This is a genomic window from Priestia sp. TRN 1309 (genome assembly GCF_050846875.1).
Taxonomy (GTDB): Bacteria; Bacillota; Bacilli; order Bacillales; family Bacillaceae_H; genus Priestia; species Priestia zanthoxyli.
Genome location: NZ_JBOZGM010000003.1, coordinates 457,904 through 484,216, shown reverse-complemented (window position 1 = coordinate 484,216; position 26,313 = coordinate 457,904). Strand labels below are relative to the sequence as shown.

Genomic DNA, 26,313 nt, shown 5'->3' with positions numbered 1-26,313 from the left:
CTTTATAAATAGATAAGAAGTAATTTATCGTTTTGAAGAAGGGCTGTGTGCTGACATATTAACTGTCATCACGACACGAGCTTGCTGTACAGATTTCATAAAGCATTCGTATAGAGAAGCGAATATTTTGTCCACATCTCCTTCTAAAGCTGTTGCAAAAGGCACGGTTTCGGCAAATACTCCCTGTTGTTTAACTGCGCCAATTCCGCTTTTGATGATGTCTACATAATGCGGCGTATCTAATGGATACAAAGAAAATTGAGTGGATACAGGGAACGAAGCACAAAGCTGTTGGTTTAAAGGCATGTTTTCTTTTGAGTTTATTTTTCTTTCTTCGAAATATTCTTCGTGACGCCCTGTTGAAAACGTGGCATTCAGCACAATATGCTTTTCTGATTTTCCAGCACTTTTATAAATGGCCTGTACAACTTCAAATACGTCTTTGGCAGTTCCTTCAATAAACGTACTAACACGGTCCGTTTTTCGCTGAACTTTAGACATATCCACTTCGTTTAGTGCGCTTAAAATAATATCGATGAAGTTATCGCTCATAACGGAAAGCGTAAAACGACAGCCAACATTTATTTTTTCCAAGTTAATCACCCCTAAAATATAGATTTGTAGTTTTTTAATCATACAAATCATAAAATAACTTTTCTGTTTTGTATAGAAACAGAAGATAGATTCTTTATTTTTAGTAAATATTACATAGAAGAAACGAGAATAAATTGCATAACATGAAAATTAAGGGTGTCAAGAAAAGTCACATAGTGAAAAAGAATAAAAAAACAATGTTAGAACTTCTGACAAAAAGCTGGTATATAGACTGAAAACACCATATTATAAATACAAGATCACATTATTCTCCTGCGATTTCGTATAACCTCTTGAAAAAGGGACTTGGGATTTTATCATAAATCCAACCTCCTAGCTGTATAATCAGCTAGGAATTTTTTTTACCCAAAGTCTCTATCGCCCATGAGGTTACCTGCACTTATTCAACTCAGAGCATGCACCATATATATTTAAGACCAGTGTAAGAAAGATTGCTTGAAGATGTTAGTGTTCGGTTTGAGCTAGAAATAGATAGATGTTACGAAAGAGGGGAAAGAAGGTATGACGCACACATTAATTAAAAATGCAGAGATTATTACGATGAATGAGAAGAATGATATTATTTACGGTGACCTTTATATTGTTGGAAATCGTATTGCAGCCATCGGGAAAAATCTGCATCCGGAAAAGGTAGATAAAGTCATTGACGCAGCAAATAAAACGATTGTGCCGGGCTTTATACATACTCATATTCATTTATGTCAAACGCTTTTTAGAGGGCAAGCAGATGATTTAGAGCTGCTAGACTGGCTAAAGAAGAAAATATGGCCGCTTGAAGCTTCGCATGATGAAGAATCTATCTATTATTCAGCACTGTTAGGGATCGGTGAACTCATTCAAAGCGGGACTACAACAATTGTCGATATGGAAACTGTTCATCATACGGACTCTGCTTTTCAAGCTATATCTAAGAGTGGAATCCGAGCTCTTGCAGGAAAAGTAATGATGGATAAAAAAGGCGACGATCTGCCAAAAGCTCTGCAGGAGACAACGGCTGACTCGATTAAAGAAAGCGTAGAGCTGCTTGAAAAATGGCATAATTCAAATAACGGTCGTATTCGATACGCATTCTCCCCAAGATTTGTGCTGTCGTGTACGGAAGATTTGCTGCGTGAAGTGAGCCATTTATCAGCTGCCTATAATGTTCATGTCCATACTCATGCTTCTGAGAATCAAGAAGAAATTCGCATTGTAGAAGCTGAAACGGGTATGAGAAATATCATGTACTTAGACCATTTAGGATTAGCCAATGAGCGCCTTATTTTAGCGCACTGTGTGTGGCTAAACGATCAAGAAAAGCAAATTATTAAGAATCAAGGAGTAAAAGTCAGTCATTGCCCAGGCTCAAACTTAAAACTTGCATCGGGAATCGCAGATGTGCCCAGTTTATTAGAGCAAGGTGTATTTTTAAGCCTTGGCGCTGATGGTGCTCCTTGTAATAATAATTTGGATATGTTCAACGAAATGAGGCTGGCCGCTACGATTCATAAACCCTCTTACGGACCAACAGCCATGAATGCAAAACACGTGCTCGAAATGGCTACAATCGGCGGAGCGAAAGCAGTTGGGCTTGAAAAAGAAATTGGAAGTTTAGAGGTTGGGAAAAAAGCAGATCTTGCCATTTTAAATTTAAATCAGCTTCATACTTTTCCATCTTACGGCGTAGACCCTATTTCCAGAGTTGTGTATTCAGCAACGCGAGGAGATGTAGAACTAACAATGGTTGACGGTGAAATTGTGATGGAGAATCGCGTGCTAAAAACCATTGACCAGGGAATTGTGCTGAAAGAGGCAAATCATTCGATAGATCGTCTTTTAAAAAGAATTCCACTTTTAATTTCGTAAGATGTAAAACGAAGAAGAGGCCGGGATAAAAGTATTTTAACAAAAGTAAAACTCGAATTATTAATCGGAGTTATTGATTAATAATTCGAGTTTTTTGTTGTCAAGGTGAACGTAGGTTTCATCTGTTTAGTTGCTTCTAGCTGTTGATTGGAGGACAAGGCGTAGACTTCTGCGGTTATTCCATTTATTTGTCTTTAGAATGGATTTATTTAGTTATGTCTCAATCTCTTTTTTGTATAAATGAGTAAAAAGAGTACTCTTGCAACAGACTAAAAAGATAAGAGAAATAAATTTTCAAAATTCCAAACTAACGGAAGATAAAAATTTTTATAATGATAGCGTTTTCCACCTTTGCATATCTACAAATTAAGACTATAATAGGACAAAAGATTTTACTTTGAAACGTAAAATCCTCCTAAATCGTGTCCTTTTTAGGACATTTGAATAGGTAGGATTTTTTATTTTTTTTTAGAAGTAGGGAGGCGCGCGTGTTGGAGCGTAACGGAATATTAGAGCGCTTGTTTAAACTATCAGAGCGCAACACAACACCAAAACAAGAAATACTAGCAGGACTTACAACTTTTATGACGGTCAGTTATATGGTAATCGTCAATCCCATTATCATGTCTGACGCGGGTATCCCTCGAGAAGCGGCTCTTGCAGCTACCATTTATGCCATTGTATTTAGTACGTTACTGATGGCTCTATGGGCAAACTTCCCGATTGTAACCGGTCCAGGGATGGGTTTAAATGCGTTTTTTACGTATTCAGTAGTATTAGGACAAGGATTGTCATGGCAAACGGCACTTGGAGCAGTTTTTATATCCGGGGTCTTATTTTTTGTTTTAACGGTAACAGGAATACGCGGAAAGATTATTGATGCCATTCCGAACGTATTAAAGTCTTCAATAGCAGTTGGAATTGGTCTTTTTGTTGCGTTTATCGGTTTGAAAAACGCTGGATTAGTTGTGGCAAACGAGTCTACTTTTGTAGGGCTTGGAAATGTCATGGATAAAGGCCCGTTACTTGCTATTTTTGGGCTGATATTAGCAGCTGTACTGATGGCTAAAAATGTAAAAGGTGCTCTTATTATAAGTATTTTTGCTACGACAATATTAGCAATGATTGTAGGAGTACAAGCAGTTCCCCATTCTCTGAAAGACGTCTTTTCAGCTACGCCGCCAAGCGTTGGAGAAACATTCTTTCAAATGGATTTAAAGGGTGCAGTTGCCTACGGCATTTTTTCAGTTGTATTTTCTTTCACCATCGTAGAATTATTTGATACGCTAGCGACATTGATTGGACTATCTAAAAAAGCAAACTTAGTAGATAAAAACGGTAAAATTCCAGGTTTAAATCGCGCGCTTGCAGCAGATTCAATTGGTACAATGGCGAGTGCTATTTTTGGAAGCACTGCGCTAAATACGTATATTGAAAATGCAACAGGTATTGCAGAAGGAGGGCGTACCGGCTTAAAGGCATTAACGGTTGCCATCTTATTTATATTTACCTTGTTTTTTGCACCGCTTATTCAATTTATCCCAAGCGTTGCTACTGCTCCAGCACTCATTATTATTGGTTCGCTTATGCTAAGTGACATTCGAAACGTTAACTTCGACGATTTCACTGAAGTTGTTCCCGCTTTCTTAACAATTGTCATGATGCCGTTAACCTACAGCATTGCAGAAGGGTTAGCATTCGGCTTCATTTCATACACAGCGATTAAACTGTTTACAGGACGCCATCGCGAAATTCATTGGATGATGTATGTAATCACCATTGCCTTTTTTATCAATTTTTATATGAGTTCCCATTAGGGATGAAAAAAGACGTAGCATTAAGCTACGCCTTTTTTTGTAAAGGCTTGTTAAGGGAACAAACCTTTATTTCATTAAGGTTGATAAATATCCCAAGCTGTTTTTAATGAATCAACGATATAGTTAGCTACTTCTTCGATATCCAAATTATCAGTTTCAACTTTTGAATGGTGGTTTGAGTAGATAGCTTGACGGTCGTAAAATAGCTTTTCAATATCTTCTAAGCTTCTTCCTTGTAAAACAGGACGGCTATCAATGATCAAACTAATGCGTTCTTTCCAAGAATCCCAAGACAAATCTAAAAAGAATACGATGCAGTTAGATAAACAAATCTCTTGAATTTCTTCTTGTAAAAAAGCGCCTCCCCCTAAAGAAATGATTTTTAAGCGCTGCTGTGAAAGTCGACTTATTACTTCTTTTTCTTTTTGTCTGAAGAAAGTTTCACCGTGCTCTTTAAAAATCTGAGAAGTAGGCATATTAAATTCTTTTTCGATTTCTTGATCTATATCAACAAAATCTCTATACAATTTTTTGGCAACCATTTCTCCAATAGTTGTTTTTCCTACCCCCATAAAGCCGATAAACACAATACTTTTCTCTCTAAGAGATATGTCGTTATATGCCATTTTTAAGCCTCTTTCTGATTTTTAAATACAAATCGGATGTTATAGTAAATACTGAAATTATAATATAAATCCTTTAGTTTGTAAAAGCTACTATTCTTCTCTGAAATAAAGCAGAAATTATTTTTTAGGATGCATAGAAAGATACACCCGAGTATCTTTTTTGTGCTCATATTTTGGATTAGCGCTTCGCGTATATTCTTTTGACTGATGTTCTATATGGTAGTTCTGTTCAAATTGTTTGATTACTTCATTAATTTCTTCTTGTGTTCCCATTAATCTTACTTGCAGCATTGTAATGTCTCCTTCCATACACTTTGCTTTTTGACTATATCATGAAATGAAAAAGAAGTAATTTTATTTTTGTTGACGAACTTGTATATACAGGTTAGAATAAAAACATAAAACTTGTATATACAGGTTTGTGGTGAGATTTATATGGGGGATAGGAGATACAGGAGTGAAATGAAAGCGGAAACAAGGGGGAAAAGACATGAATCGAGAATCTGTTGAACGCATTGTAGAAGCCGTTGGCGGAAAAGAAAATATCTCTGCTGCAACGCACTGTGTAACGCGCCTTCGACTTGTTTTAAAAGATGAAGGTAAAGTCAATCAACGTATGCTAGATGAGCACGAATTAGTAAAAGGATCTTTTTCTACAAACGGCCAGTTTCAAGTTGTCATTGGTCAAGGCACGGTGGATAAAGTATATAAAGAAATGGTGGCGCTTACAGGTATAGGCGAGCTATCAAAAGAAGAAGTGAAAAACGAAGCGGCTAAAAACTTAAATCCGCTGCAGCGCGCAATAAAAACATTAGCTGACATTTTTATTCCTATTTTACCGGCCATCGTAACCGCGGGTTTATTGATGGGAATCAATAATGTACTAACAGGAGCCGGAATTTTTTACGATGATAAATCAATCGTAGATGTTCATACACAGTGGAAAGACTTCGCAAGCATGATTAATTTAATTGCGAATACGGCTTTTGCCTTTTTGCCAGCTCTTATTGGGTGGTCAGCTGTTACGCGTTTTGGAGGAAGTCCTTTATTTGGAATTGTCCTTGGGCTCATGCTTGTACATCCTGACTTGCTAAATGCTTGGTCTTACGGAGAAGCATTAAAAAAAGGAAGTATCGATACGTGGAATTTATTTGGCCTGCATGTTGAGAAAGTAGGCTATCAAGGACAGGTTTTACCCGTATTAGTCGCTTCATTCGTCTTGGCAAAAATCGAATTATTCTTACGAAAACGCATACCGGATGGATTTCAACTTTTGATTGTAGCACCTGTAGCTCTTTTAGTAACAGGGTTTCTCGCTTTTATTGTAATTGGTCCAATTACATTTGCAATAGGAAATGTTATTACAGATGCAGTTGTATGGCTGTTTAAAACGGCTCCATTTATTGGAGGGCTTGTATATGGAGGTTTATACGCTCCTCTTGTTATTACAGGGATGCACCATACATTTTTGGCCGTAGATTTACAGCTGATTGGAAGCGTAGGGAGTACGTTCTTATGGCCAATGGTAGCATTATCGAATATTGCACAGGGCTCTGCGGCTTTCGCGATAATGGTTCTTTCAAAAGATGATGAGAAATTAAAAGGATTATCTTTAACATCAGGGGTTTCAGCGTGGCTTGGCATTACGGAACCTGCAATGTTTGGTGTGAATTTGCGTTTTAGATTTGCTTTTATTTCTGCAGTGATTGGTTCAGCTATTGCCGGTGTTGTCATATCTGTAGCCGGAGTGAAAGCAGCGTCGGTAGGAATTGGGGGTATACCAGCTCCGTTATCAATTGTTCCACAGAGCTGGCCGCCTTTTATTATTGGAATGGTCATCGTAATCGTTGTGCCGTTTCTTTTAACGTTAACGCTCGGAAAGCTTCAGAAAAAATCAACCGTTACATCAACGGTCGCGGGTACAGACTCATTTCAACATAATTCTAAGAATTAAATGGTGGTGTTAAAGATGCAAGAACCTTGGTGGAAAAAATCGGTTGTTTATCAAATTTATCCAAAAAGTTTTTATGATACGACTGGAAACGGCGTGGGTGATATAGCTGGCATTATTGAAAAGCTAGATTATTTGAAAAAGCTCGGGGTAGATGTTCTGTGGCTAACGCCAATTTATAAATCACCGCAGCGGGATAATGGATATGATATAAGTGATTATTTTGTTATTCAAGAAGAATACGGAACAATGGAGGATTTTGATCGTTTAGTAACAGAAGCGCATAAGCGGGGTCTTAAAGTCATCATGGATATTGTCGTTAATCATACATCAACTGAACATGAATGGTTTCAAGAAGCTAAAAAATCGAAAGATAACCCGTACCGAGATTTTTATATTTGGAAAGATCAAAAAGAAGATGGAAGTGCTCCGACGAATTGGGTTTCAAAATTTGGGGGATCCGCGTGGGAGCATGATAACCTCACAGAACAATCGTATCTGCATTTGTTTGATGTTACGCAAGCGGATTTGAACTGGGAAAACGAGCGTGTGCGCCGCAGCGTGTATGATATGATGACGTTTTGGTTTGAAAAAGGAGTAGATGGATTTCGTCTGGACGTTATTAATTTAATTTCAAAAGATCAGCGTTTTTTAGATGATGACGGTTCCGTTGCACCAGGAGATGGCCGGAAATTCTACACCGACGGTCCTCGCGTGCACGAATATATGCGGGAAATGAATCAAGAAGTTTTTTCAAAATATGATAGTATGACCGTTGGAGAAATGTCGTCCACAACCGTTGACCACTGTATTCAGTACTCTCATCCGGACCGACGCGAGCTTAGTATGACGTTTAATTTTCATCATTTGAAAGTCGATTACCCGAATGGAGAAAAGTGGGCCCTAGCAGATTTTGATTTTATTAAATTAAAAGAGATTCTATCAACTTGGCAAACGGAAATGAATAAAGGTGGGGGATGGAATGCATTATTTTGGTGCAACCATGATCAGCCTCGCGTTGTTTCACGCTATGGAGACGACGAACTCTATCATAATAAATCTGCTAAAATGCTCGCTACAACGATTCATTTGATGCAGGGAACGCCTTATATCTATCAAGGCGAAGAAATAGGTATGACAAACCCGAAGTTTTCCTCTATTGATGAATATAGAGATGTGGAGTCATTAAATGTGTATGAAATAAAACGTGCACAAGGAATGGACGAAAATGAAATTTTGGAAATTTTAAAACATAAATCAAGAGATAATTCCCGTACACCGGTGCAATGGAACGATAAGCCGAATGCAGGTTTTACAAAAGGAAAGCCATGGATTCATCCGGCCGATAACTACCGTAAAATTAATGTAGAAAAAGCGTTAGAGGATAAAGATTCAATCTTTTATTTTTATCAAAAGCTTATTGCACTGCGCAAGCAGTACGAGATTATCACCTATGGAAACTATGAATTGATTCTTGGAGAAGACGAGCAGATTTTCGCTTATATCCGAAATGGAGCAGATGAAAAGCTGCTCGTGATAAACAATTTCTACGGCAGCGAAACAGCCTTTGAACTGCCAGAAAATCTAACTTTTGAAGGATATCATAGTGAAATATTGCTGTCTAACTACGAAGATTCACCAAAGGAATTCAAGCGAGTCTTACTTCGGCCGTATGAATCAATCGTGTATCATTTAAAAAAATAGAGAAAAAGTGAAAAGAACGATGGGTGACAATCTATCGTTCTTTTTATACAATTGGGTATATATAGAAAGTAAAATAGGTGATGGCAATTGAAAGAAAATAAATTTATCAGCATTTACGAACAGTTAGTCGATAAAATTAAACGCGGTGACTGGCGTCCTAATACAAAACTTCCTTCTGAAAATGAGCTTGTTGAACAGTATCAAACGTCTCGTGAAACGATACGGAAAGCGTTAAATTTACTCTCGCAAAATGGGTACATTCAAAAAATGAAAGGAAAAGGTTCTTTTGTATTAGACGTATCACGCTTTGATTTTCCAGTATCAGGACTTGTTAGCTTCAAAGAAGTCGCGGAAAAGCTAGGACATACGTCGACTACTATTGTAAAAGAGTTTGAATTAATCAAGGCTGATCAAGATTTGTGCACACAGCTTGGCGCAACGAAAAAAGATCTCATATGGAAAGTAGTTCGAGCACGTGAAATCGATGGAGAAAAAATTATTTTAGATAAAGATTTTTTTCATAAAAAATATGTTCCTCACCTCACAAAAGACATATGCAAAGGCTCTATTTATGAATACTTAGAAAAAGATCTTGGGCTGAAAATCAGCTTTGCTAAAAAAGAAATTTCCGTTGACGAGCTGACGGACGAAGATAAATGTTACTTAGATTTGAAAGATTATGAACATATTGTGGTAGTAAGAAACTATGTGTATCTAGAAGATGCAAGCCTTTTTCAGTATACGGAATCACGTCATCGTCTTGATAAGTTTCGTTTTGTGGATTTTGCTCGCAGAGGTATATAATGGTTCACTGCCCATGAGTTTTTCCTTTTTGTAGATGTTTACAAAAAACTGCTTTGGTATAAAAAACAAAGCAGTTTTCTTATGGGGAAAACTGAAAAAACGTGATCCTTTTGACGATAAAATTCTAAAAAGGTTGAATTTTTATTTAGAGTTTGTTTTAGTAGAACATAAGATTATTTTATATTTGTATAATGTTATTCATACGGTATACAGATTTATTGATCTTTTTTTTATTAGATATATAAGAAAATGTTATTTGAAAATGATAACTTCATTAGTAATTCTAATAAAACTGTCTAACTACAGCATTAAAGGGAGCTGCTCAAACAATACTAAGTAAAAAGGAGGAGACGGAATGAGTAACGATTATCGACTTTATCCTCTTGGTGATAGCGGCATTGTCGTTTCATTTGGAGACGAAATTAATTTCGGTATACATAAACGTATTCAGCAATTTACTGAAGTGCTAGAGCAATCATTATGTAAGGGAATGATTGAATATGTGCCGGCTTTTACGACGGTTACAATCTATTATGATCCTTGGATAATGAGTGAAAAAGGAAGAAGAAATCCTTACACAGCAATATCTACATATATTGAAGAACTGCTTTTCCACCAGGAAGAAAAATCTGAAGCGGTCGCTAGACAAATTGACATTCCGGTGTGTTACGGAGGAAAGTACGGCCCGGACTTAGAGAGAGTAGCTGCTTTTCATTCATTAACGCCTGATGAAGTTATCTCCATTCATACAAACGGAGAATATTTGGTGTATATGATAGGCTTTGCTCCTGGTTTTCCTTATTTAGGAGGGATGAGTGAAAAAATTGCGACTCCAAGGAAAGAATCACCGAGAAACAGCATCCCAAAAGGGTCAGTTGGCATCGCAGGAATGCAAACCGGCGTGTACCCAATTGAAACACCTGGAGGATGGCAGTTAATCGGGCGTACTCCTCTTACACTATTTAACCCAGAAAAAGGCTCGCCAAGCTTACTTCAAGCAGGTGATCGTATCCGATTTGTTTCCATTTCTGAAACGGAATATGAAGCACAAAAGGAGGTGGATGAAGATGAGTATTAAAGTGATGCGTCCTGGTTTATTAACAACGATTCAAGATATCGGCAGACATGGATATCAAAAGGACGGCATGATTGTCAGCGGGGCAATGGACAAAGTTGCTTTAAGGATTGCCAACTTATTAGTAGGAAATCAAGAAAATCAGCCGGTTATTGAAATTACGTTAATGGGACCAAAAATTGAATTTCAGCAAGATGCTTTAATTGCCCTGACAGGAGGGAATTTATCGCCAACTGTTAATGATGAAGCCGTAAAGATGTGGCGGCCTTTATATGTGAAAAAAGGGAGCGTGCTGCAGTTTGGTGTTCCGACTTTAGGTTGCCGTTCTTATTTATCGGTTTCCGGTGCCTTTAACGTTCCTGCAGTTATGGGAAGTACATCTACTTCGCTTCGCGCTCGGATAGGAGGGCTACACGGTAAAGCATTACAGTCAGGAGACGAAGTATTAAGCCATCCTCCTACAGAAATAGGGGAAGCAATTATAAAGAAACTGGTGAAAAAGCAAACGGACCGCTCTTTTCAGCAGGCTTTTTGGACCATTCATCCTAAACTTCTTCCTTCATACGAGACGCCTATTATCCGCACAATGAAAGGTGCGGAATTTGATTGGTTTACGAAAGAAAGTCAACAACATTTCTTTAATCAAGAATTTGACGTTACGCCGCAATCTGACCGAATGGGCTATAGGCTAAAAGGGAAGAAACTAGTCCTTCAGCAGGAAAAGGAACTGCTTTCTAGCGCTGTGACGTTTGGTACAATTCAAGTACCAAAAGAAGGACAGCCCATTGTTTTATTAGCAGATCATCAAACGACAGGAGGATACCCTAGAATCGGGCAGGTAGCAACTGCCGATTTTTCGGCGCTGGCACAAGTTTCTCCAGGGCAAAAGGTTTCTTTTCAATTCGTTTCACTGGATGAAGCGCAGCATTTATATATGGAGCAGGAAAAGAAAATCAATCATATTAAAAGAGCACTTCGAATGAAAATATAAGGGGGAAGAAAATGGCTACCGTTGATTTGAACTGTGACTTAGGGGAGAGCTTTGGGAACTATAGCTTAGGAAATGATAAAGAAATTTTACGCTATGTAACGTCAGCAAACATTGCCTGTGGCTTTCATGCCGGAGATCCTTCTGTTATGAGAGAAACAGTAAAGCTGGCTTTGAGTGAAAATGTGGCGATCGGCGCGCACCCCGGATTGCAAGATTTAGCTGGATTTGGACGTAGATATATGAAAATTACGCCTCGAGAAGCTTATGATTTGATGGTGTATCAAATGGGGGCTCTTTCAGCTTTTATACGTGCAGAAGGAGGGGCCCTTCATCATGTGAAACCTCATGGCGCTTTATATAATATGGCTGCAGGGGATCGAGATATAGCTAAAGCTATTGCTGAAGCTGTTTATAATGTTAGTGAGGAAGCTATTCTATATGGTCTTGCTGGAAGTGAATCGATTAAAGCTGGAAACGAAATCGGCTTGCTTACGTCTCAGGAAGTATTTGCAGATCGAACCTATCAACAGAACGGCATGCTGACGCCGAGAAACGTTGAAAACGCCGTGATTCAAGATGAGGAAGCAGCTATTTCTCAAGTAATTAAAATGGTCAAAGAAAAGAAAGTATTCACTGTGCAAAATGAAGAGATTCCGATTCAGGCAGATACCGTCTGTATTCATGGAGACGGTGCACATGCTGTTGAATTTGCCAAAGCTATTTGTGACAAGCTAAAAGAAGAACAAATCATTATTCAACCACAATGAGGTGACATCATGAAAAAAGAACGCAACTGGAGCGTGCTCCTCGGAGCAGCATTTTTAATGGCTACTTCAGCAGTGGGTCCAGGTTTTTTAACTCAAACAACGGTCTTTACACAAGCTCTCGCCGCAAGTTTTGGTTTTGTCATTTTACTGTCGATTTTATTAGACATTGGCGTTCAGCTAAACGTATGGCGTATTATTGCCGTCTCAGAAAAAAGAGCACAGGATATTGCTAACAGTGTTTTCCCAGGTCTCGGTTTATTTATTGCTATTTTAATTGTAATCGGAGGCTTAGCATTTAATATTGGAAATGTAGGAGGAGCGGGTCTTGGCTTCAATGCGCTATTTGGTATTTCTCCTAAAGTTGGTGCAGTCATTACAGCCATTATTTCTATTGCCATCTTTTTAGTCAAAGAAGCCGGAAAATTAATGGATCGTTTTGCTCAATTAATGGGCGGAATATTAATTATTTTAATGGTGTATGTTGCGGTTTCTTCCGCTCCGCCAGTAGGAGAAGCGGTATCTAAAACATTTTGGCCGGATCACATTGACGTAATGGCGATTGTTACTCTTGTAGGAGGAACGGTAGGAGGATATATTACATTTGCAGGAGGTCACCGTTTATTAGATGCAGGAATCAAGGGAAAAGCCGCGATTCCGGAAGTAACAAGAGGAGCAGTATCCGGCATTACGATCGCTTCGATCATTCGAATTTTTCTATTTTTGGCGACATTAGGTGTGTTGAGTCAAGGGTTAAAACTGAATCCCGATAATCCACCAGCCTCTGTTTTTCAGTTAGCCGCAGGGGATATTGGCTATAAATTATTCGGTGTCGTCATGGCAGCAGCGGCTATCACTTCAGTTATTGGTTCGGCATATACATCGGTTTCCTTTATTAAATCCTTCAGCAAAAAGATTGAGAAATATGAAAACTGGATTATCATTGCATTTATTACGATTTCAACCCTGGTTTTCTTAACGATTGGTCAGCCGGTCACGCTGCTCATTTTAGCTGGAGCGTTAAATGGGTTAATCTTACCTATTACACTCGGTACAATGCTTATAGCGGCGTATAAAAAGAAGGTAGTAGGGGATTACAAGCATCCGACTTGGCTTACCGTTTTTGGCAGTTTTGTGGTCGTTATTATGGCTGTGCTAGGAGTCTATACGCTTGTGACTCAAATGGCAAAACTGTGGTAAGAAATTCTATAACCAATTAAAAAAGGGCCTTCTGGCCCTTTTTTAATTGGTTATAGGCAATACATATAAAATGATTGCTAAAAAGTGAAGTACGGTTCCGCCAAGAACAAACATATGCCAAATCATATGGTGAAAACGAAATCCTCGCCATACGTAAAAAACGGCTCCGATTGTATACAACACGCCTCCAACTACAAGAAGGACAATTCCTTGATGGGCAATGTTTTGAGTTAACGAATCCCACGCAAACACAATCATCCATCCCATAAATACGTAAAGAATGGTGGAAATAAAAAGGAATTTCTTCACAAAAAAAGCTTTGAATACAATTCCTCCAAGAGCGATGCCCCATACAATTCCAAAAAGTGTCCAGCCGGTGGTTCCTTTTACTGCGATAAATAAAAATGGAGTGTACGTACCGGCAATAAACAAATAAATAGAAGAGTGGTCAAATATCTCAAAAAGATCTTTTACCTTACCTTCCGGAAAGCTATGGACAAGCGTAGAGGAGACATAGAGAAGCAGCATGGTTACTCCGTAAATAGTAAAACTGATAACATGCCAAGGCGTTCCTTCTAACGAAGAAAGTACGATTAAAAGCGTTAATCCCACAATGCTGAGTACGGCTCCAACGCCGTGTGTAATCGCATTTGCAATTTCTTCTCCTCTTGTAAATGTGTGTGTAGTAGCCATTTACAAAATCCTTTCTTTACACAAATTTATCTTCTATTTTCTCAGAGGACTAGTTTTGAACATGCCTGCTGAGAAAAAATCCGTAACGGTCAAAAACATGAGTGAAAAGTTCATTGGTTATTTCTTTATTATAGACCATTCTTTTAATTTTATCTATTTTGACTGGAGGTCCGAAAAGAGTAAAGATATATATGTGAATGTTCACTAGCTGTAAAAAGCATGTATAGAAGAAAAAAATGCTTTTTGAAAAAATGGCAGAAAAGTTGTCATGAAGGCATGATTTTGAAATACATATAAAATAAAACTTTTAACAGTCAAGGTTACGATTACTGCTTAGCTCATTTGCAATAGATAAGTAACAAGATTGTAAGAAGGCAGGGGGATGGAAGCAGTGAAAAAAGAAGTTATTTTTGATGAAACAGGCACATACAAATATTCTCTATTATGCAAATGGAGTGAAGTAAACGAACGTAAACTTACGTTTATCTTGTCCTTTCCAGAAAATACGTATGAATACAGCGATGATACAGCTGTATCCAAATGCATAGACCTGGCGCAAAAGTGGGGATTTGGAGTTTTAGAAATCGTTTATTTATTCAGCTATCAAACCGATCATGTTTCGTTTTTACGCATGCTTTCAAAAGAAGAAGCTGTTGGAACAAGAACAGGTGAATATATTCAAAAGGCTGTGGAAGATGCTGAACTAGTTGTGGTAGCTTGGGGTGATCATGGAAGCATTTATAACCGGCAAGAGGAAGTAGAACGCTTTTTGAAACACAAGCCGGTATACTGTTTTGGAAAAACGAAGCAGCAATTTCCTCGCCATATTTTATCCGTCGTGCACCGTACAGAATTACAGAAATACGAAGTGCCGGCTAATCGTGAAGAGTCAGAAGAAGTTTCTTCGTTTATTGAAGACATAGATCAAAGTTTTGGTGGAGAGGATTATTCTCCAATTAAACAACTAACAGAAGAAGAACCGCTTATGTTTATTGAAGACATTGCCAGTATGTATCGATAAAAAGGAAAAGCGAGGTTTATATTCCTCGCTTTTTCGTTAGTATAAAACACCAAGTTTTGTCATATGGTTGTATCAAGAAGCGTGTGTGAAGGGGGAACTTTATGAAGTTGAATGAAGTACTGCACCGCATCACAACTATTTACAATGAGTTAGAAGAAGAGTGCTTTCAATATATAGGGACTGTGATCAATGAAAATGCAGAGCTGGATATTTCTCGTCTAGAAGAATTAAGTACGCTGTTAAACTTCGTATATGAATGCTCGCAGGATGTATTAGTAGGTTCTATTTTAACAAAATTGGATTATGGACAACCCATTTATCAATTTGCTATGTTAAAGCCTATTTCCCTTGAAGGAAATGAAGATAAGTTAGATATTTTATATGAAGAAAAGGTAAAAGTAGAAAGAGCGATTCTAGATGTGTATACAGCTCAGCGAAAGAAGTTATTGACTCAAGCAGCTGAAGACTTAAAAGAACTGCACTACGAGCTGCAGACCTACGTGTATGCTTGCAACATATAAGTGAATCTGTTGAAATAGCAAGGCATATATACAAATAAAAAGGAACATGTTAGGATAAGTAAAAAGAACTCCTAATCAAAGAGTTCTTTTTATTGTAAAATATATGATTTTGAACTAGTCAAGCATAAAGACGGTGGTAATGGCAGTTACCCTTTTCTTTGTGCTTTTTTTATCCGATTGTGTTGATGATGCTGCTTACTGCGTTAAAAAAGTTCATAAGTACCTCGTTTAGCATGTAATATGCCTCCTCTCTTACTCAATATGTACAATCAAATTATCCAATTGTGTTAATGATGCTGCTTACCGCGTTAAATAAGTTCATTAAAACGTCGTTGAACATGTTTGCAACCTCCTTTATGATAGATTCATATAGTAATACGAGAAAACATAAAGTTTGGATCACATTTTTTTAATGTTTTTTTAGAAAAATAGTTAAAAAAAGAGTTTAATGGAGGTTGAAAAAGATGAATTCGTTTACAAACGACGAAAAGCAAGCGGTATACAAAGCGATTTACGGAAGAAGAGATGTACGCACATTTTTGTCTGATGAGATTCCGAATGAAACGGTTTATAACATTCTACAGGCTGCTCACAGCGGACCTTCCGTCGGGTTTATGCAGCCTTGGAATTTTATATTAGTATCTGATACAGAAGTGAAAAATAAACTTGCCTGGGCAGCAGATAAAGAGAGAAGAGCACTGGCTATTCATTATGAAGGTGAAAAGAAAGAAGATTTTTTAGAGCTAAAGATTCAAGGATTAAAAGAAGCGCCGTTAACTATTTGCGTAACGTGTGATCCAACAAGAGGGGGCTCTCATGTTCTCGGAAGAAACTCAATTCCAGAAACTGATATGATGTCAACTGCGTGTGCGATTCAAAATATGTGGCTTGCTTCATATGCAGAAGGACTGGCAATGGGATGGGTAAGTTTTTATAAAAAAAATGATGTACGTGACATTTTACATATTCCTCCTCATATTGATCCTGTAGCGCTCATGTCAATTGGCTATACAGATAAATACCCTGAGAAACCAATCTTAGAACAAGCTAACTGGGAAAAAAGAAGGGATTTAGACAAGCTAATTTATCATAATGTATGGGAAAATGAAAAAGAATAGCGGAGAGAAAATAAAGACATACTAAAAAGCACCGAAATATAGTAAAATTTGAATATTAAATGATACACTATATATAGCGAAAGCGGATATGAGCGTCTAGCGTATCCGTTTTATTTATATGTATACAAATGACTTGGGAAAAAGAGAGATAGGAGAATTGAAGGTTTCATGAATATTGCAAGAAGTTGGCTTCACAACAAACTTACTGTTCGCATCATTACGCTTATTATTATTACAGTTTTACTTGTCAGCATTAGAAGTATGCTTCAGCTGCTGTTATTTACGTTTATTTTTACCTTTTTAATTGGTCGTCTTCAACAAACGTTAAGAAGAAAGCTTCCGCTTAATTCAACGCTTATACTCATCGTCATCTATATCGCACTGATTGGTGCTCTCGGTATTGTAGGATATGTATATATCCCGGTTATTATGACGCAAGTTACTGAGCTTGTACAGAAGCTGATGTATTTTTACAAGCACCCCCCTGATAATACATTCGTCACCTATATTATCGATAATCTAAAGAGATTTAAATCACCAGAAAATATTCAGCAGAATATTGATTTAGTATACAGCTATTTATCTAATATTGGAAAAGTAAGTGCACAAGTTTTCTTAGCACTCTTGTTAAGCCTATTCTTTTTACTTGAAAAGTCGCGGATTCACCGATTATTTGTCCAACTGGAACAATCTAGGCTGGGCTGGTTTTTCAAAGAAGCTGGCTATTTGGGGAGAAAATTTGTTAATTCCTTCGGCAAGGTAATAGAAGTTCAGTTTATTATCGCTTTTGTGAACAGCATTTTATCCGTTATTGCCCTGTGGGTGTTAGGGTTTCCTAATTTGCTTGCGCTTGGCGTTATGGTCTTTCTACTAGGGCTAGTGCCGGTTCTTGGGGTATTTGTTTCACTCATTCCGCTTTGTACAATCGCTTACAGTTTAGGAGGCGGTGTAAAAGTACTATCTGTGTTAATTATGGTGGTAGTACTTCACGCACTTGAAAGCTATGTATTAAATCCAAAGCTTATGTCATCTAAAACAAACTTGCCAACATTCATTACGTTTATCATTTTAGTATTTGGTGAACATTTCTTGGGCGTATGGGGGCTGATTCTTGGTATTCCTATTTTTATTTTCTTTTTAGATCTCGTAGGAGTAGATTCAGCACAGCAACTGTCAAAAAAAGAAGAGACTGGGACAAAATGATTTTAGACGAGGTGAAAAACGAACCATTAATCAAGATGTTTGATTAGTGGTTCGTTTCTTTTTTTAACGAGTGTATCGTTTTTTGAATGACTGGATGATCTCGATGCTTAAGTTTATAAGCAAGAAAGATCTGATTTTTTACCGCTAAATGTTCAAGTTCGATTTTCACCTTTTTTTCTTGGAGCGCTTCTTGAATCAAATAGCGGGGAAGCAGGCTGATTCCCATGTGATGCTGAATGGCTTTTAACACCGTTTGAAGATTTGGAATCACATGATGAGGCTGAATTTCAGGCCGTTTTTTAAAATGCTGTCGCCAAAAACGCCTGATAATAGGAAGTTCAAGGCCATAGCTAATCCACCGCTGATTGTATAAAAAATCCTCTATGTCTTCATTGGGTGTCATTTCAAAAGAAGGAGGGACGGTTAAGACAAACTCTTCTTCTTCAATGACCGTATATTCGACTCCTGGTATTTGCAATCTTTGGGTTGTAATCGCAATATCAATTTCGTCGCTTTGTATCTTTTCAAGTAAAACAGAAGCAATACCAAACTGGCTGTAGGAGCGGATACCTGCATCTTTTATTCTTTCTAAAGCTTGTTCGGTAAAATACTCTACGGGAGAACCAATTTTTACGACCGGCAGCGCGTCGGGAGATGAAGCGGTCATTTTTAATTCAATTGAAGCAGCTTCTAGACTTTCAATTAACGGGACAATACGCGTGTACAGTTCTTTACCTTTTTCTGTTGGAATCATCTTTCTTGGTGCACGGATAAATAAACCTTCGCCTATTTCAGCTTCTAAAGCAGCTAAGTGCTGACTCATGGCCGGCTGCGTTAAGATCCTCGCTCTGGCTGCTTCAGAAACGGATCGATATTTGTAAATGCTAATAAAGCTGCGATACCATTCAAAATCAATCATTTATGCTATCCTTTCTTATAAATTTATTTATGGATATCTATTTATTTTCTAATTTGTATTATAGACAAGCTCTCTTTAAAATAAAAATAGTAAGCAAATCATTTTTAGATAAAATAATAAAAGTAACGCTAAGCAAATGATTTAAAAAGGAGAGTTAGACTGTGAAAGCATTATTATTGCAAGATAAAAATAAATGGACAGAAATGAAAGTAGAAGAAATAGAAAAACCTCTTCCAAATAAAGGAGAAGTAGTAGTTGAAGTTCACGCAGTGGGACTTAATCCAGTGGATTATAAAACGGCTACTAATGGAAATCCTCATTGGACATATCCTCACATTCTAGGTTTGGATGTAGCTGGGACAATTGATGAAGTTGGAGAAGGAGTAGTTGACTGGAAAAAAGGAGACCGCGTTGTCTATCACGGGGACTTTATGAAAAAAGGCGGATATGCTGAGTATGCGGTCACAACTGCTCATTCAATTTCGCGCATTCCTGATGCTGTTACATTTGAAGAAGCTGCTGCATTGCCTACGGCAGGTTACACGGCGTATGAAGCACTATTTCGTAAACTTCCAATGAACCATATTCAAACCATCTTAATTCACGGAGGAGCTGGAGGCGTAGGGGGCTTTGGCGTGCAGCTTGCTAAAAACGCTGGAAAAACCGTTTTCTCAACAGCTTCAGCACATAATCATGAGTATGTGAAGTCGTTAGGAGCTGATTATGTAATGGATTATCGCGAGGAAAACGTCGTAGAAAAAGTATTGGAGCTGACAAATGGTCGCGGCGTAGATGCTGTGCTTGATACGGTGAGCGCAAAGAACGCAACGGATTCTTTAGATATGATTGCCTATAGAGGACATTTAGCACATATTGCTGGTGCACCTGATTATACAAAAGTAAAGCCTTTTACAAAGGTGATTTCTTATCATGAAGTAGCTTTAAATGCTGCACACCACATTGATGACATGATGGCGCAAGCGGATTTAGCAAAAATGGGAGATGAGCTTTTAGCATTAGTAGCAGAGAAGAAAGTAGCTCCGATGATTGAGCGCATCATCTCGTTAAAAGAAGTGCCAAGTGCATTAGAAGAGCTTTCAAAACGCCATGTGAAAGGGAAAATTATTGCTAAAGTTAAATAAATAGCAGGACAGAAAAGACTCTTTTATTACAACTAATAAAAGAGTTTTTTTTCTGCTATTTTCTTTTTTTGCGTTACTTCACTTATGAACTGCATATGATAGAAGATAATCAAATATAGCAAACGGGTGCGTATAAGCTTTTTTTACTAGTAAAATTGCTTTGAAATCGTGAAATTTTGAATAGTTTGAGTTATGATGAAAGAACGTGAAATTTGTATGATTGAAAGGAGAAAAAAGGTGCAAGGGTTTATTGATTTTGTACAAAACTTAGGCATAGTGGGCATCTTTATTGCTACAGCAATCGAAGCTGCGGCAATTCCTTTTCCGTGTACGTTATCGATTTTGCTCATTGGCTCGGTTCTGCAGCTCTCAATATGGAAAATCCTTATGGTTTCAGCTGTCAATACCGTTATTTATATCGCATTCAACTATATTCCGTTCGTGATGGGATACAGGTTTGAATCTATTACCAAGCGCTGGTTTGGTGAAAAAAATATAAAGCGTGCCCAAAAGTGGTTTCATAAGTATGGAAAATGGAGTATTACGATTTCTCGGCCCATCAGTATCGCAAACTATATAACCTATTTGGCAGGCCTTAGTAAAATTAAATCTAAGGACTTTGTTTTATACAGCACATTAGGTATTTTTCCATGGTTTGTTTTTTTGCTCTATGTAGGAGGACTTGGAGATATTGAAAAAATCCAAAAATATTTGCATGATGTAGACCGTTTAATATTTGTTATTCTTATAATCGGAGTGATAGTTGGTGCAGGCTGGTGGATGAAAAAGAGAAAAAGTACATAAAAAAGACCGGACCAAATAAGTGATTCCTTAAAATAAGAGCGCTTTTATAGTAAGGTTTTTATAACTCAAAAGAGCCGCCTCTAAGTCGAAACCCTGACTTAGAGGCAGCTCTTTTATTCAACTATAAACAGCCCGCCAGCTTCTATAAGACGTAATATCCTCCGCATCTTCTGTCGCATGAGCTTCACAAAGAAAACCCGCTACTTCACTGCCGTCTTCGAGAGTGATTTTGCCTAGTCCAAGAGGAGAAGGGATAGAATCGGCAAAAGAGCCGAGTAGTGATAAGGGCATTTCCCAAAGTTCAACTTCAATTTTTTCTCCTTGTTGATGTGTTCGCAACAGCCCCGGTTTTGCTGGAGAAGTAGGCAGTTTAAAAAGCTGGTAATAAGGAGCGGTTTGGTCTTTTCGTACGAATGAAGCTCCGTGTTCACGCATTTGAAATTCAAGTGGAAACCCGCGCATATGCAAACCGCAAACAGCTACTAAGGTTGTATCTTTTCTTGAATCAACCGTTCGTTCACCATTTAAAAACACTTCGCTAAGCCCGCAAATGAATTGTTCGCCGTCAAATGTAGAGAAAAATGAAATGCCAAACGGTAAATCAAGATCTGCATCTTGAGATGGAAGAGAGACAGCGCATAAGTCGAGCAAGTTACAATGGTTTGTAAAACGCCCCATGTCACTGTTTGTTTCAATTGGATTTTCTCTTACTTGTTCCCGCGTCCACGTTCCGCCTGCTGTCGGCATAACAAGAACAGCATTTTTAAGCTGATGATATGCTTTATGTTTAAAGGATTGAAGCTTATGTGAAGCTTGAAATAAAGCAGCAGCATCATATTCTGATTTAGCTCCTGAACGAAGGACTTGCTCGGTTACAGGAAATGCTGTTTCTTCATGAGAAGTAATAAATTCTCCTAAGTCAGCCCAGCGCTCCGCTACGTATGGGCCGTCATACAATAAAGCAGCTGCTTCGCTTAAATACGAGCCGTCAATGTATTCAATGGGAATAGATAAACCTTCAATCTTTTTCACTGCTTGCTTCCAAGCTTCCTCGTACTGCTCAGCAAACGGTCCGTAAAATGAGAGCGGTTCTTTTACCATACAAATTTTTTCAGGGAGAGCCGAAGAAGCCCGAACAACAGAGCGTGACCATGGATCTTGATCGTCTACTCCTCTAATAATAGAATCTACAAGCAGTACGTCACTCCATTCATGAGCAAAAGCAGTGACGCAGTCTAAGCTTTTACACGCCGGAACTACACCTGCAGATGGCCACGCTCCGAGAGAAGGTTTATAGCCAATTAAACGGTTTAAACCGGCTGGGACGCGCCCTGAACCTGCTGTATCGGTACCTAAAGAAAAAGCAGCGTGCCCGCGAGCTACGGATACAGCTGACCCTGAGCTCGATCCGCCGCTAATGAGCTCAGACTTTAACGCATTGTGCGTTTCGCCGTAAGGGCTTCGTGTACCGACCAGCCCTGTAGCAAATTGGTCCAAGTTGGTCTTTCCAAGAGGAATAGCACCTGCATCAATAAGACGTTGAACAACCGTAGCATGTGCAGAAGGGATATACGTATATTCTTTACATCCGGCTGTCGTCGGTACATGGGCTACATCGATATTATCTTTAACGGCGAATGGAATTCCCCATAAAGGTAACGCTTCAGGGCTTAGGGTAGCTAAGCGATCGAGATAAGGTTTTAACTCACCGAGTGTAGGAGGGGTAATCCAAATATTCATGTCTTTATCAGCTTCTACACGCGTAAGAATTTGATGTACTACATCTTCCGGAGTTAATTCTTTTTTGATATACATATCACGTAACCATTGAACCGAAAATGTTTTAGGCAAGCTCACTGTTTTCATTGTATCCACCGTCCTTAATGAGTAATTGGAGCAAAGGCTTTTATACCGGCAATCAGCTGTCCAGCTTGTACTTCATCGCCGGGTTTTACATGAATAGAACTGATATATCCATCCATAGGTGCTAGCTGTGGAAACTCCATTTTCATACTTTCTTCGATAATTAACGTATCGCCTTTTTTAACTTTTTGTCCTTCTTCAACAAGAACTTTCCATACGCTTCCCGGCATTGTACAGCGCGCGGCTTCCGTACCTTCGGGCAGTTCTTGTTCCGTAATTTCAGCCGTTTCATGTTCAGAGACGTATTCAGCTAAGCCGAGTGCTTTCCAATCTTCTCGCTCTGTTTGAAAAGCAGCCTGCTGGGTGTGACGAAAAGCAGCCGTGCTTTCTTCAATAGATGAAAGAAAATCTAAATATTCTCCAAGTTTAAACGTTGTCTCCGTAATATCTGCTTCAAATCTCCCGCGAAGAAAATCTTCGCGCAGTTTTAAAAGCTCATCTGCTTCTACTGGGTAAAATTGAATTTGATCAAAGAAACGAAGAAGCCACGGTTTTCCTGATTCAAAACTTTCCGTTTGACGAAGTCGGTTCCACATTTGAATCGTGCGTCCCACAAATTGATAGCCCCCAGGACCTTCCATTCCGTATACGCACATATACGCACCGCCAATACCAACTGCATTTTCAGGCGTCCATGTACGAGCGGGATTATATTTCGTTGTCACTAAACGGTGACGAGGGTCTAGAGGCGTAGCAACAGGTGCGCCTAAATATACATCTCCAAGCCCCATTACAAGATAATTAGCGTCAAATACAACTCGTTTAACATCTTCAATGTGATCCAGACCGTTTACTCGGCGAATAAACTCTAGATTGCTTGGACACCAGGGGGCATCTGGGCGAACGTTTTGCTGATAGCGTTCAATAGCTAATTGAGTCGCAGGATCATCCCATGAAAGTGGAAGTTTTACAATACGAGAGGGAACTTCCATTTCTTCAAGTGGAGGAAGCGCGCGATCAATAGCTGAAATGTGCTGGCAAAGTTCAAGAATAGACATCTTTGTTGCATCAATATGAATTTGAAGAGAACGGATACCAGGCGTTAAATCTAGAACTGGTAAATCCTTACGCTTTTGAATAGCTTCCATTAAAGCATGCACTTGGAAGCGAAGCAGCAGATCAAGCTCCATTTCTCCGTACTCCACAAGTATATTCGCATCGCCTGAGCAGCGGACGGAAAAAGGGAATCGTCTATTTTCCGTTTCGTTGATCAGAAGCGGATAATCGCTTTTGAGCGGCTGTGCTACTGGATTTGTAAGCACAGGAAGTGATGCAGATGTTCCGATACGCTGTAAAAAGTCTTCCTGCGTACATTTGAGTTTTTCAGCTTGTTCAAGATCAATTAATTTAAACGAAATTTTATCTCCGGGGTGAAGCTGTCCTATTTTCCAAAACTCTGCTGAAGCAGTCGTAACAGGGCAAACAAAGCCCCCAAGGCTCGGGCCGTCTGGGCCAAGTAAAATAGGCATATCTCCAGTTAAGTCTAAGGTGCCGATGGCATAGGCATTATCATGAATATTTGATGGGTGCAAACCGGCTTCTCCTCCATCTTCACGCGTCCAAAAAGGAGCGGGACCTATTAACCTAACACCTGTTCTAGAGCTGTTAAAATGAACTTCCCATTTTGTATTTGTTAGCTGCTGCAAGTACTCTGGCTGCAAAAACTCTTCTGTACAATGAGGGCCGGGAATCACCCCGATTGTCCATTCTTTAGACATGGTCGGCTGATCAGAAAGAGCAAGTTCATTTTCAACGTGAGCGTAGTCAGAAACACGCAGTACATCTCCTGTGCGAAGTGCTCTTCCGCCGTGTCCTCCAAAGCTTCCTAGTGTAAAAGTAGAAGAACTGCCTAATATTTTAGGCATATCAAGTCCGCCGCCAATCAGTAAATACGTGCGCATTCCTTCGGTTGCTTCACCAAATGAAAGAATTTGCCCTGGCTTTGCTTGAATGGTTTTATACATGGGAATTTCAGCGCCGTCTAATGTAGCCTGCATGTTGGCACCTGTAATACAAAAAGATACATTGGCTCTAAATTTATAAGAGCCGCCTCGGAGAGTCATTTCAATTCCCGGGGCATCCGGTGAATTTCCGAGAAGTTTGTTTCCTATGCGAAAAGCAAAAGGATCCATTGGACCGCACGGTGGAACTCCTACATTCCAGTGCCCGGTGCGTCCCGGGTAATCTTGAACAGTGGACTGAACGCCGCCGTCTAATACTTCAATTGCTTGTTCGCTCGGAGTATATGAGTTAAGCATTTGAGTATACACATCGCCTGTTTTACACGCTTTTTCTTCTAACAGTCCCTGCAAGTATTGAAGATTAGTAGTAACGCCGTATAATCTTGTCTCTTTTAAAGCAGCGCTCAATTTTAGAAGAGCTTCTTCTCGTGTTTTTCCATGAACGATAATTTTAGCGAGCATAGGATCATAAAGGGATGTTACAGTAATGCCGTCTCGCATCCATGTTTCAACTCGAGCACTTTTAGAGAAAATGGCTTGGTCGATTTGCCCGCCGCTTGGACGAAAATCATTTAAGCAATCTTCGGCATAAATACGCGCTTGGATACTGTGACCTGAAGGAACAGGAAGCAAAGAAGGAAGGTTTACCAGCTCATCGCATGCTTCTTTAAGCATCCATTCTACTAAATCGATGTTTAACACTTCTTCTGTAACGCCGTGTTCTACTTGAAGACGAGTATTTACTTCTAAAAAATAAAACTTCTCCGCTTCGGCGTCATATAAAAATTCTACTGTTCCTGCACTTCGGTATCCCACTTCTTTAGCTAGTCGAGTAGCTGCTTGCAGCATATTTTCCCGTATATATGAAGGGAAGTTTGGAGCTGGACTTTCTTCAATTACTTTTTGATTTCTTCGCTGAATAGAGCAGTCGCGTTCTCCTAAAGCCACTACTTCTCCAAAAGAATTCCCGAAGATTTGAACTTCCACATGGCGAGCTTTTTGAATGTATTTCTCTAAAAAAACACCGCTGTTTTTAAAGTTTGTTTGTGCTAAATGGCAAACTGAGTCAAAAGCGGCTTGAAGCGCTTTTTCATCTTGGCAAACACGCATTCCAATTCCGCCGCCGCCAGCTGTACTTTTTAACATAACGGGATAGCCAATCTCTTCAGCAGCACGTACAGCTTCTGATACATCTGTAATAAGAGGTGTACCAGGAAGCAAAGGCACGTCCGCTTTTTGCGCAATTTCCCGAGCTGAATGTTTCAATCCGAATATTTCCATTTGCTGAGGTGTAGGACCAATAAATACAATTCCTTCAGCTCGACAGCGACGAGCAAATTCCGCGTTTTCGCTTAAAAAACCGTAGCCTGGATGAATAGCTTCCGCTCCTGTTTTCTTTGCAATATCTAGAATAAGGTCTTCGTTTAAATAACTTTCTTTGACCGGGCCGCTGCCAATTAAAATGGCTTCATCTGCTTCATCAACGTGCAGGCTGTCTTGATCAGCTTCTGTATAAACAGCCACAGATTTCACTCCAAAATGTCGTAATGTTCGCTCAATTCTAACGGCAATTGCTCCTCGGTTCGCAATTAATACTTTTGTAAACATAGATGAAC

22 protein-coding genes are annotated in these 26,313 nt (G+C 38.9%); 15 read left to right on the top strand and 7 right to left on the bottom strand.

Annotated elements, in window-relative coordinates; translation table 11 throughout:
• Window positions 1-24: 24 nt before the first annotated feature.
• Window positions 25-603, bottom strand: coding sequence for a YkoF family thiamine/hydroxymethylpyrimidine-binding protein (locus tag ACRPLQ_RS14640; RefSeq protein ID WP_367077550.1), 579 nt, complete (start codon window positions 601-603; stop codon window positions 25-27).
• Window positions 604-1,116: 513 nt separating this feature from the next.
• Here ACRPLQ_RS14640 and ACRPLQ_RS14635 point away from each other — a divergent pair.
• Window positions 1,117-2,460, top strand: coding sequence for a 5'-deoxyadenosine deaminase (locus ACRPLQ_RS14635; protein ID WP_034269732.1), 1,344 nt, complete (start codon window positions 1,117-1,119; stop codon window positions 2,458-2,460).
• Window positions 2,461-2,951: 491 nt separating this feature from the next.
• Complete coding sequence (locus tag ACRPLQ_RS14630; RefSeq protein ID WP_016763224.1) at window positions 2,952-4,277, top strand: NCS2 family permease; 1,326 nt, start codon at window positions 2,952-2,954, stop codon at window positions 4,275-4,277.
• Window positions 4,278-4,351: 74 nt separating this feature from the next.
• Here the strand turns inward: ACRPLQ_RS14630 and ACRPLQ_RS14625 are convergent, their stop codons facing one another.
• Together ACRPLQ_RS14625 and ACRPLQ_RS14620 are read right to left on the bottom strand one after the other, a co-directional pair.
• Entirely contained in the window at window positions 4,352-4,903 is a 552-nt protein-coding gene (locus tag ACRPLQ_RS14625) for a shikimate kinase (protein ID WP_033578182.1), read from the bottom strand.
• 117 nt (window positions 4,904-5,020) lie between these two features.
• Entirely contained in the window at window positions 5,021-5,194 is a 174-nt protein-coding gene (locus ACRPLQ_RS14620) for a YvzF family protein (protein WP_080963424.1), read from the bottom strand.
• A gap of 199 nt (window positions 5,195-5,393) precedes the next feature.
• On the opposite strand from ACRPLQ_RS14620, the gene treP reads away from it, so the two are divergent.
• From treP to ACRPLQ_RS14585, 7 genes are all read left to right on the top strand, one after another.
• Window positions 5,394-6,857, top strand: coding sequence for a PTS system trehalose-specific EIIBC component (treP, locus tag ACRPLQ_RS14615; RefSeq protein ID WP_034269744.1), 1,464 nt, complete (start codon window positions 5,394-5,396; stop codon window positions 6,855-6,857).
• Window positions 6,858-6,872: 15 nt separating this feature from the next.
• Entirely contained in the window at window positions 6,873-8,558 is a 1,686-nt protein-coding gene (gene treC, locus ACRPLQ_RS14610) for an alpha,alpha-phosphotrehalase (RefSeq protein WP_367077525.1), read from the top strand.
• An 87-nt stretch (window positions 8,559-8,645) separates the two neighbouring features.
• Window positions 8,646-9,362, top strand: a complete 717-nt coding sequence (gene treR / locus ACRPLQ_RS14605; protein ID WP_028412210.1) for a trehalose operon repressor — start codon at window positions 8,646-8,648, stop codon at window positions 9,360-9,362.
• 355 nt (window positions 9,363-9,717) lie between these two features.
• The gene (gene pxpB, locus ACRPLQ_RS14600) at window positions 9,718-10,440 is read left to right on the top strand and encodes a 5-oxoprolinase subunit PxpB (protein WP_108674416.1); all 723 of its coding nucleotides are present in this window, start codon (window positions 9,718-9,720) and stop codon (window positions 10,438-10,440) included.
• Window positions 10,430-11,428, top strand: coding sequence for a biotin-dependent carboxyltransferase family protein (locus tag ACRPLQ_RS14595; protein ID WP_108674417.1), 999 nt, complete (start codon window positions 10,430-10,432; stop codon window positions 11,426-11,428). Before pxpB ends, ACRPLQ_RS14595 begins: the two co-directional genes overlap by 11 nt.
• An 11-nt stretch (window positions 11,429-11,439) precedes the next feature.
• Window positions 11,440-12,195: a LamB/YcsF family protein gene (locus tag ACRPLQ_RS14590; RefSeq protein ID WP_108674418.1), complete on the top strand. Its 756-nt coding sequence runs from the start codon at window positions 11,440-11,442 to the stop codon at window positions 12,193-12,195.
• Window positions 12,196-12,204: 9 nt separating this feature from the next.
• Window positions 12,205-13,392 (top strand): NRAMP family divalent metal transporter, encoded by a 1,188-nt coding sequence (locus ACRPLQ_RS14585; RefSeq protein ID WP_165635524.1) that lies wholly within the window; start codon window positions 12,205-12,207, stop codon window positions 13,390-13,392.
• Between the two features lie 42 nt (window positions 13,393-13,434).
• Here the strand turns inward: ACRPLQ_RS14585 and trhA are convergent, their stop codons facing one another.
• The gene (gene trhA, locus ACRPLQ_RS14580; RefSeq protein WP_165635525.1) at window positions 13,435-14,085 is read right to left on the bottom strand and encodes a PAQR family membrane homeostasis protein TrhA; all 651 of its coding nucleotides are present in this window, start codon (window positions 14,083-14,085) and stop codon (window positions 13,435-13,437) included.
• A gap of 382 nt (window positions 14,086-14,467) precedes the next feature.
• On the opposite strand from trhA, the gene ACRPLQ_RS14575 reads away from it, so the two are divergent.
• From ACRPLQ_RS14575 to ACRPLQ_RS14560, 4 genes are all read left to right on the top strand, one after another.
• Window positions 14,468-15,106, top strand: coding sequence for a DUF1643 domain-containing protein (locus tag ACRPLQ_RS14575; protein ID WP_205689676.1), 639 nt, complete (start codon window positions 14,468-14,470; stop codon window positions 15,104-15,106).
• A 101-nt stretch (window positions 15,107-15,207) separates the two neighbouring features.
• A complete protein-coding gene (locus ACRPLQ_RS14570) occupies window positions 15,208-15,627 on the top strand; it encodes a hypothetical protein (RefSeq protein WP_016763238.1) in 420 nt (139 codons plus the stop codon).
• Window positions 15,628-16,091: 464 nt separating this feature from the next.
• Entirely contained in the window at window positions 16,092-16,745 is a 654-nt protein-coding gene (gene bluB, locus ACRPLQ_RS14565; protein WP_013055676.1) for a 5,6-dimethylbenzimidazole synthase, read from the top strand.
• Window positions 16,746-16,913: 168 nt separating this feature from the next.
• A complete protein-coding gene (locus ACRPLQ_RS14560) occupies window positions 16,914-17,948 on the top strand; it encodes an AI-2E family transporter (protein WP_028412216.1) in 1,035 nt (344 codons plus the stop codon).
• Window positions 17,949-17,991: 43 nt separating this feature from the next.
• On the opposite strand, the gene ACRPLQ_RS14555 is transcribed toward ACRPLQ_RS14560, so the two are convergent.
• The gene (locus ACRPLQ_RS14555; RefSeq protein WP_367077523.1) at window positions 17,992-18,867 is read right to left on the bottom strand and encodes a LysR family transcriptional regulator; all 876 of its coding nucleotides are present in this window, start codon (window positions 18,865-18,867) and stop codon (window positions 17,992-17,994) included.
• A 161-nt stretch (window positions 18,868-19,028) separates the two neighbouring features.
• Here ACRPLQ_RS14555 and ACRPLQ_RS14550 point away from each other — a divergent pair, with 161 nt between their 5' ends.
• Window positions 19,029-20,009: a zinc-binding dehydrogenase gene (locus ACRPLQ_RS14550; RefSeq protein WP_154989500.1), complete on the top strand. Its 981-nt coding sequence runs from the start codon at window positions 19,029-19,031 to the stop codon at window positions 20,007-20,009.
• 237 nt (window positions 20,010-20,246) lie between these two features.
• Window positions 20,247-20,813, top strand: coding sequence for a DedA family protein (locus tag ACRPLQ_RS14545; RefSeq protein ID WP_223546326.1), 567 nt, complete (start codon window positions 20,247-20,249; stop codon window positions 20,811-20,813).
• Between the two features lie 117 nt (window positions 20,814-20,930).
• Here the strand turns inward: ACRPLQ_RS14545 and atzF are convergent, their stop codons facing one another.
• Window positions 20,931-22,679, bottom strand: a complete 1,749-nt coding sequence (gene atzF, locus ACRPLQ_RS14540; RefSeq protein WP_155008425.1) for an allophanate hydrolase — start codon at window positions 22,677-22,679, stop codon at window positions 20,931-20,933.
• Window positions 22,680-22,693: 14 nt separating this feature from the next.
• Window positions 22,694-26,305, bottom strand: a complete 3,612-nt coding sequence (gene uca / locus ACRPLQ_RS14535; RefSeq protein ID WP_367077522.1) for an urea carboxylase — start codon at window positions 26,303-26,305, stop codon at window positions 22,694-22,696.
• Between the last annotated feature and the right edge of the window lie 8 nt (window positions 26,306-26,313).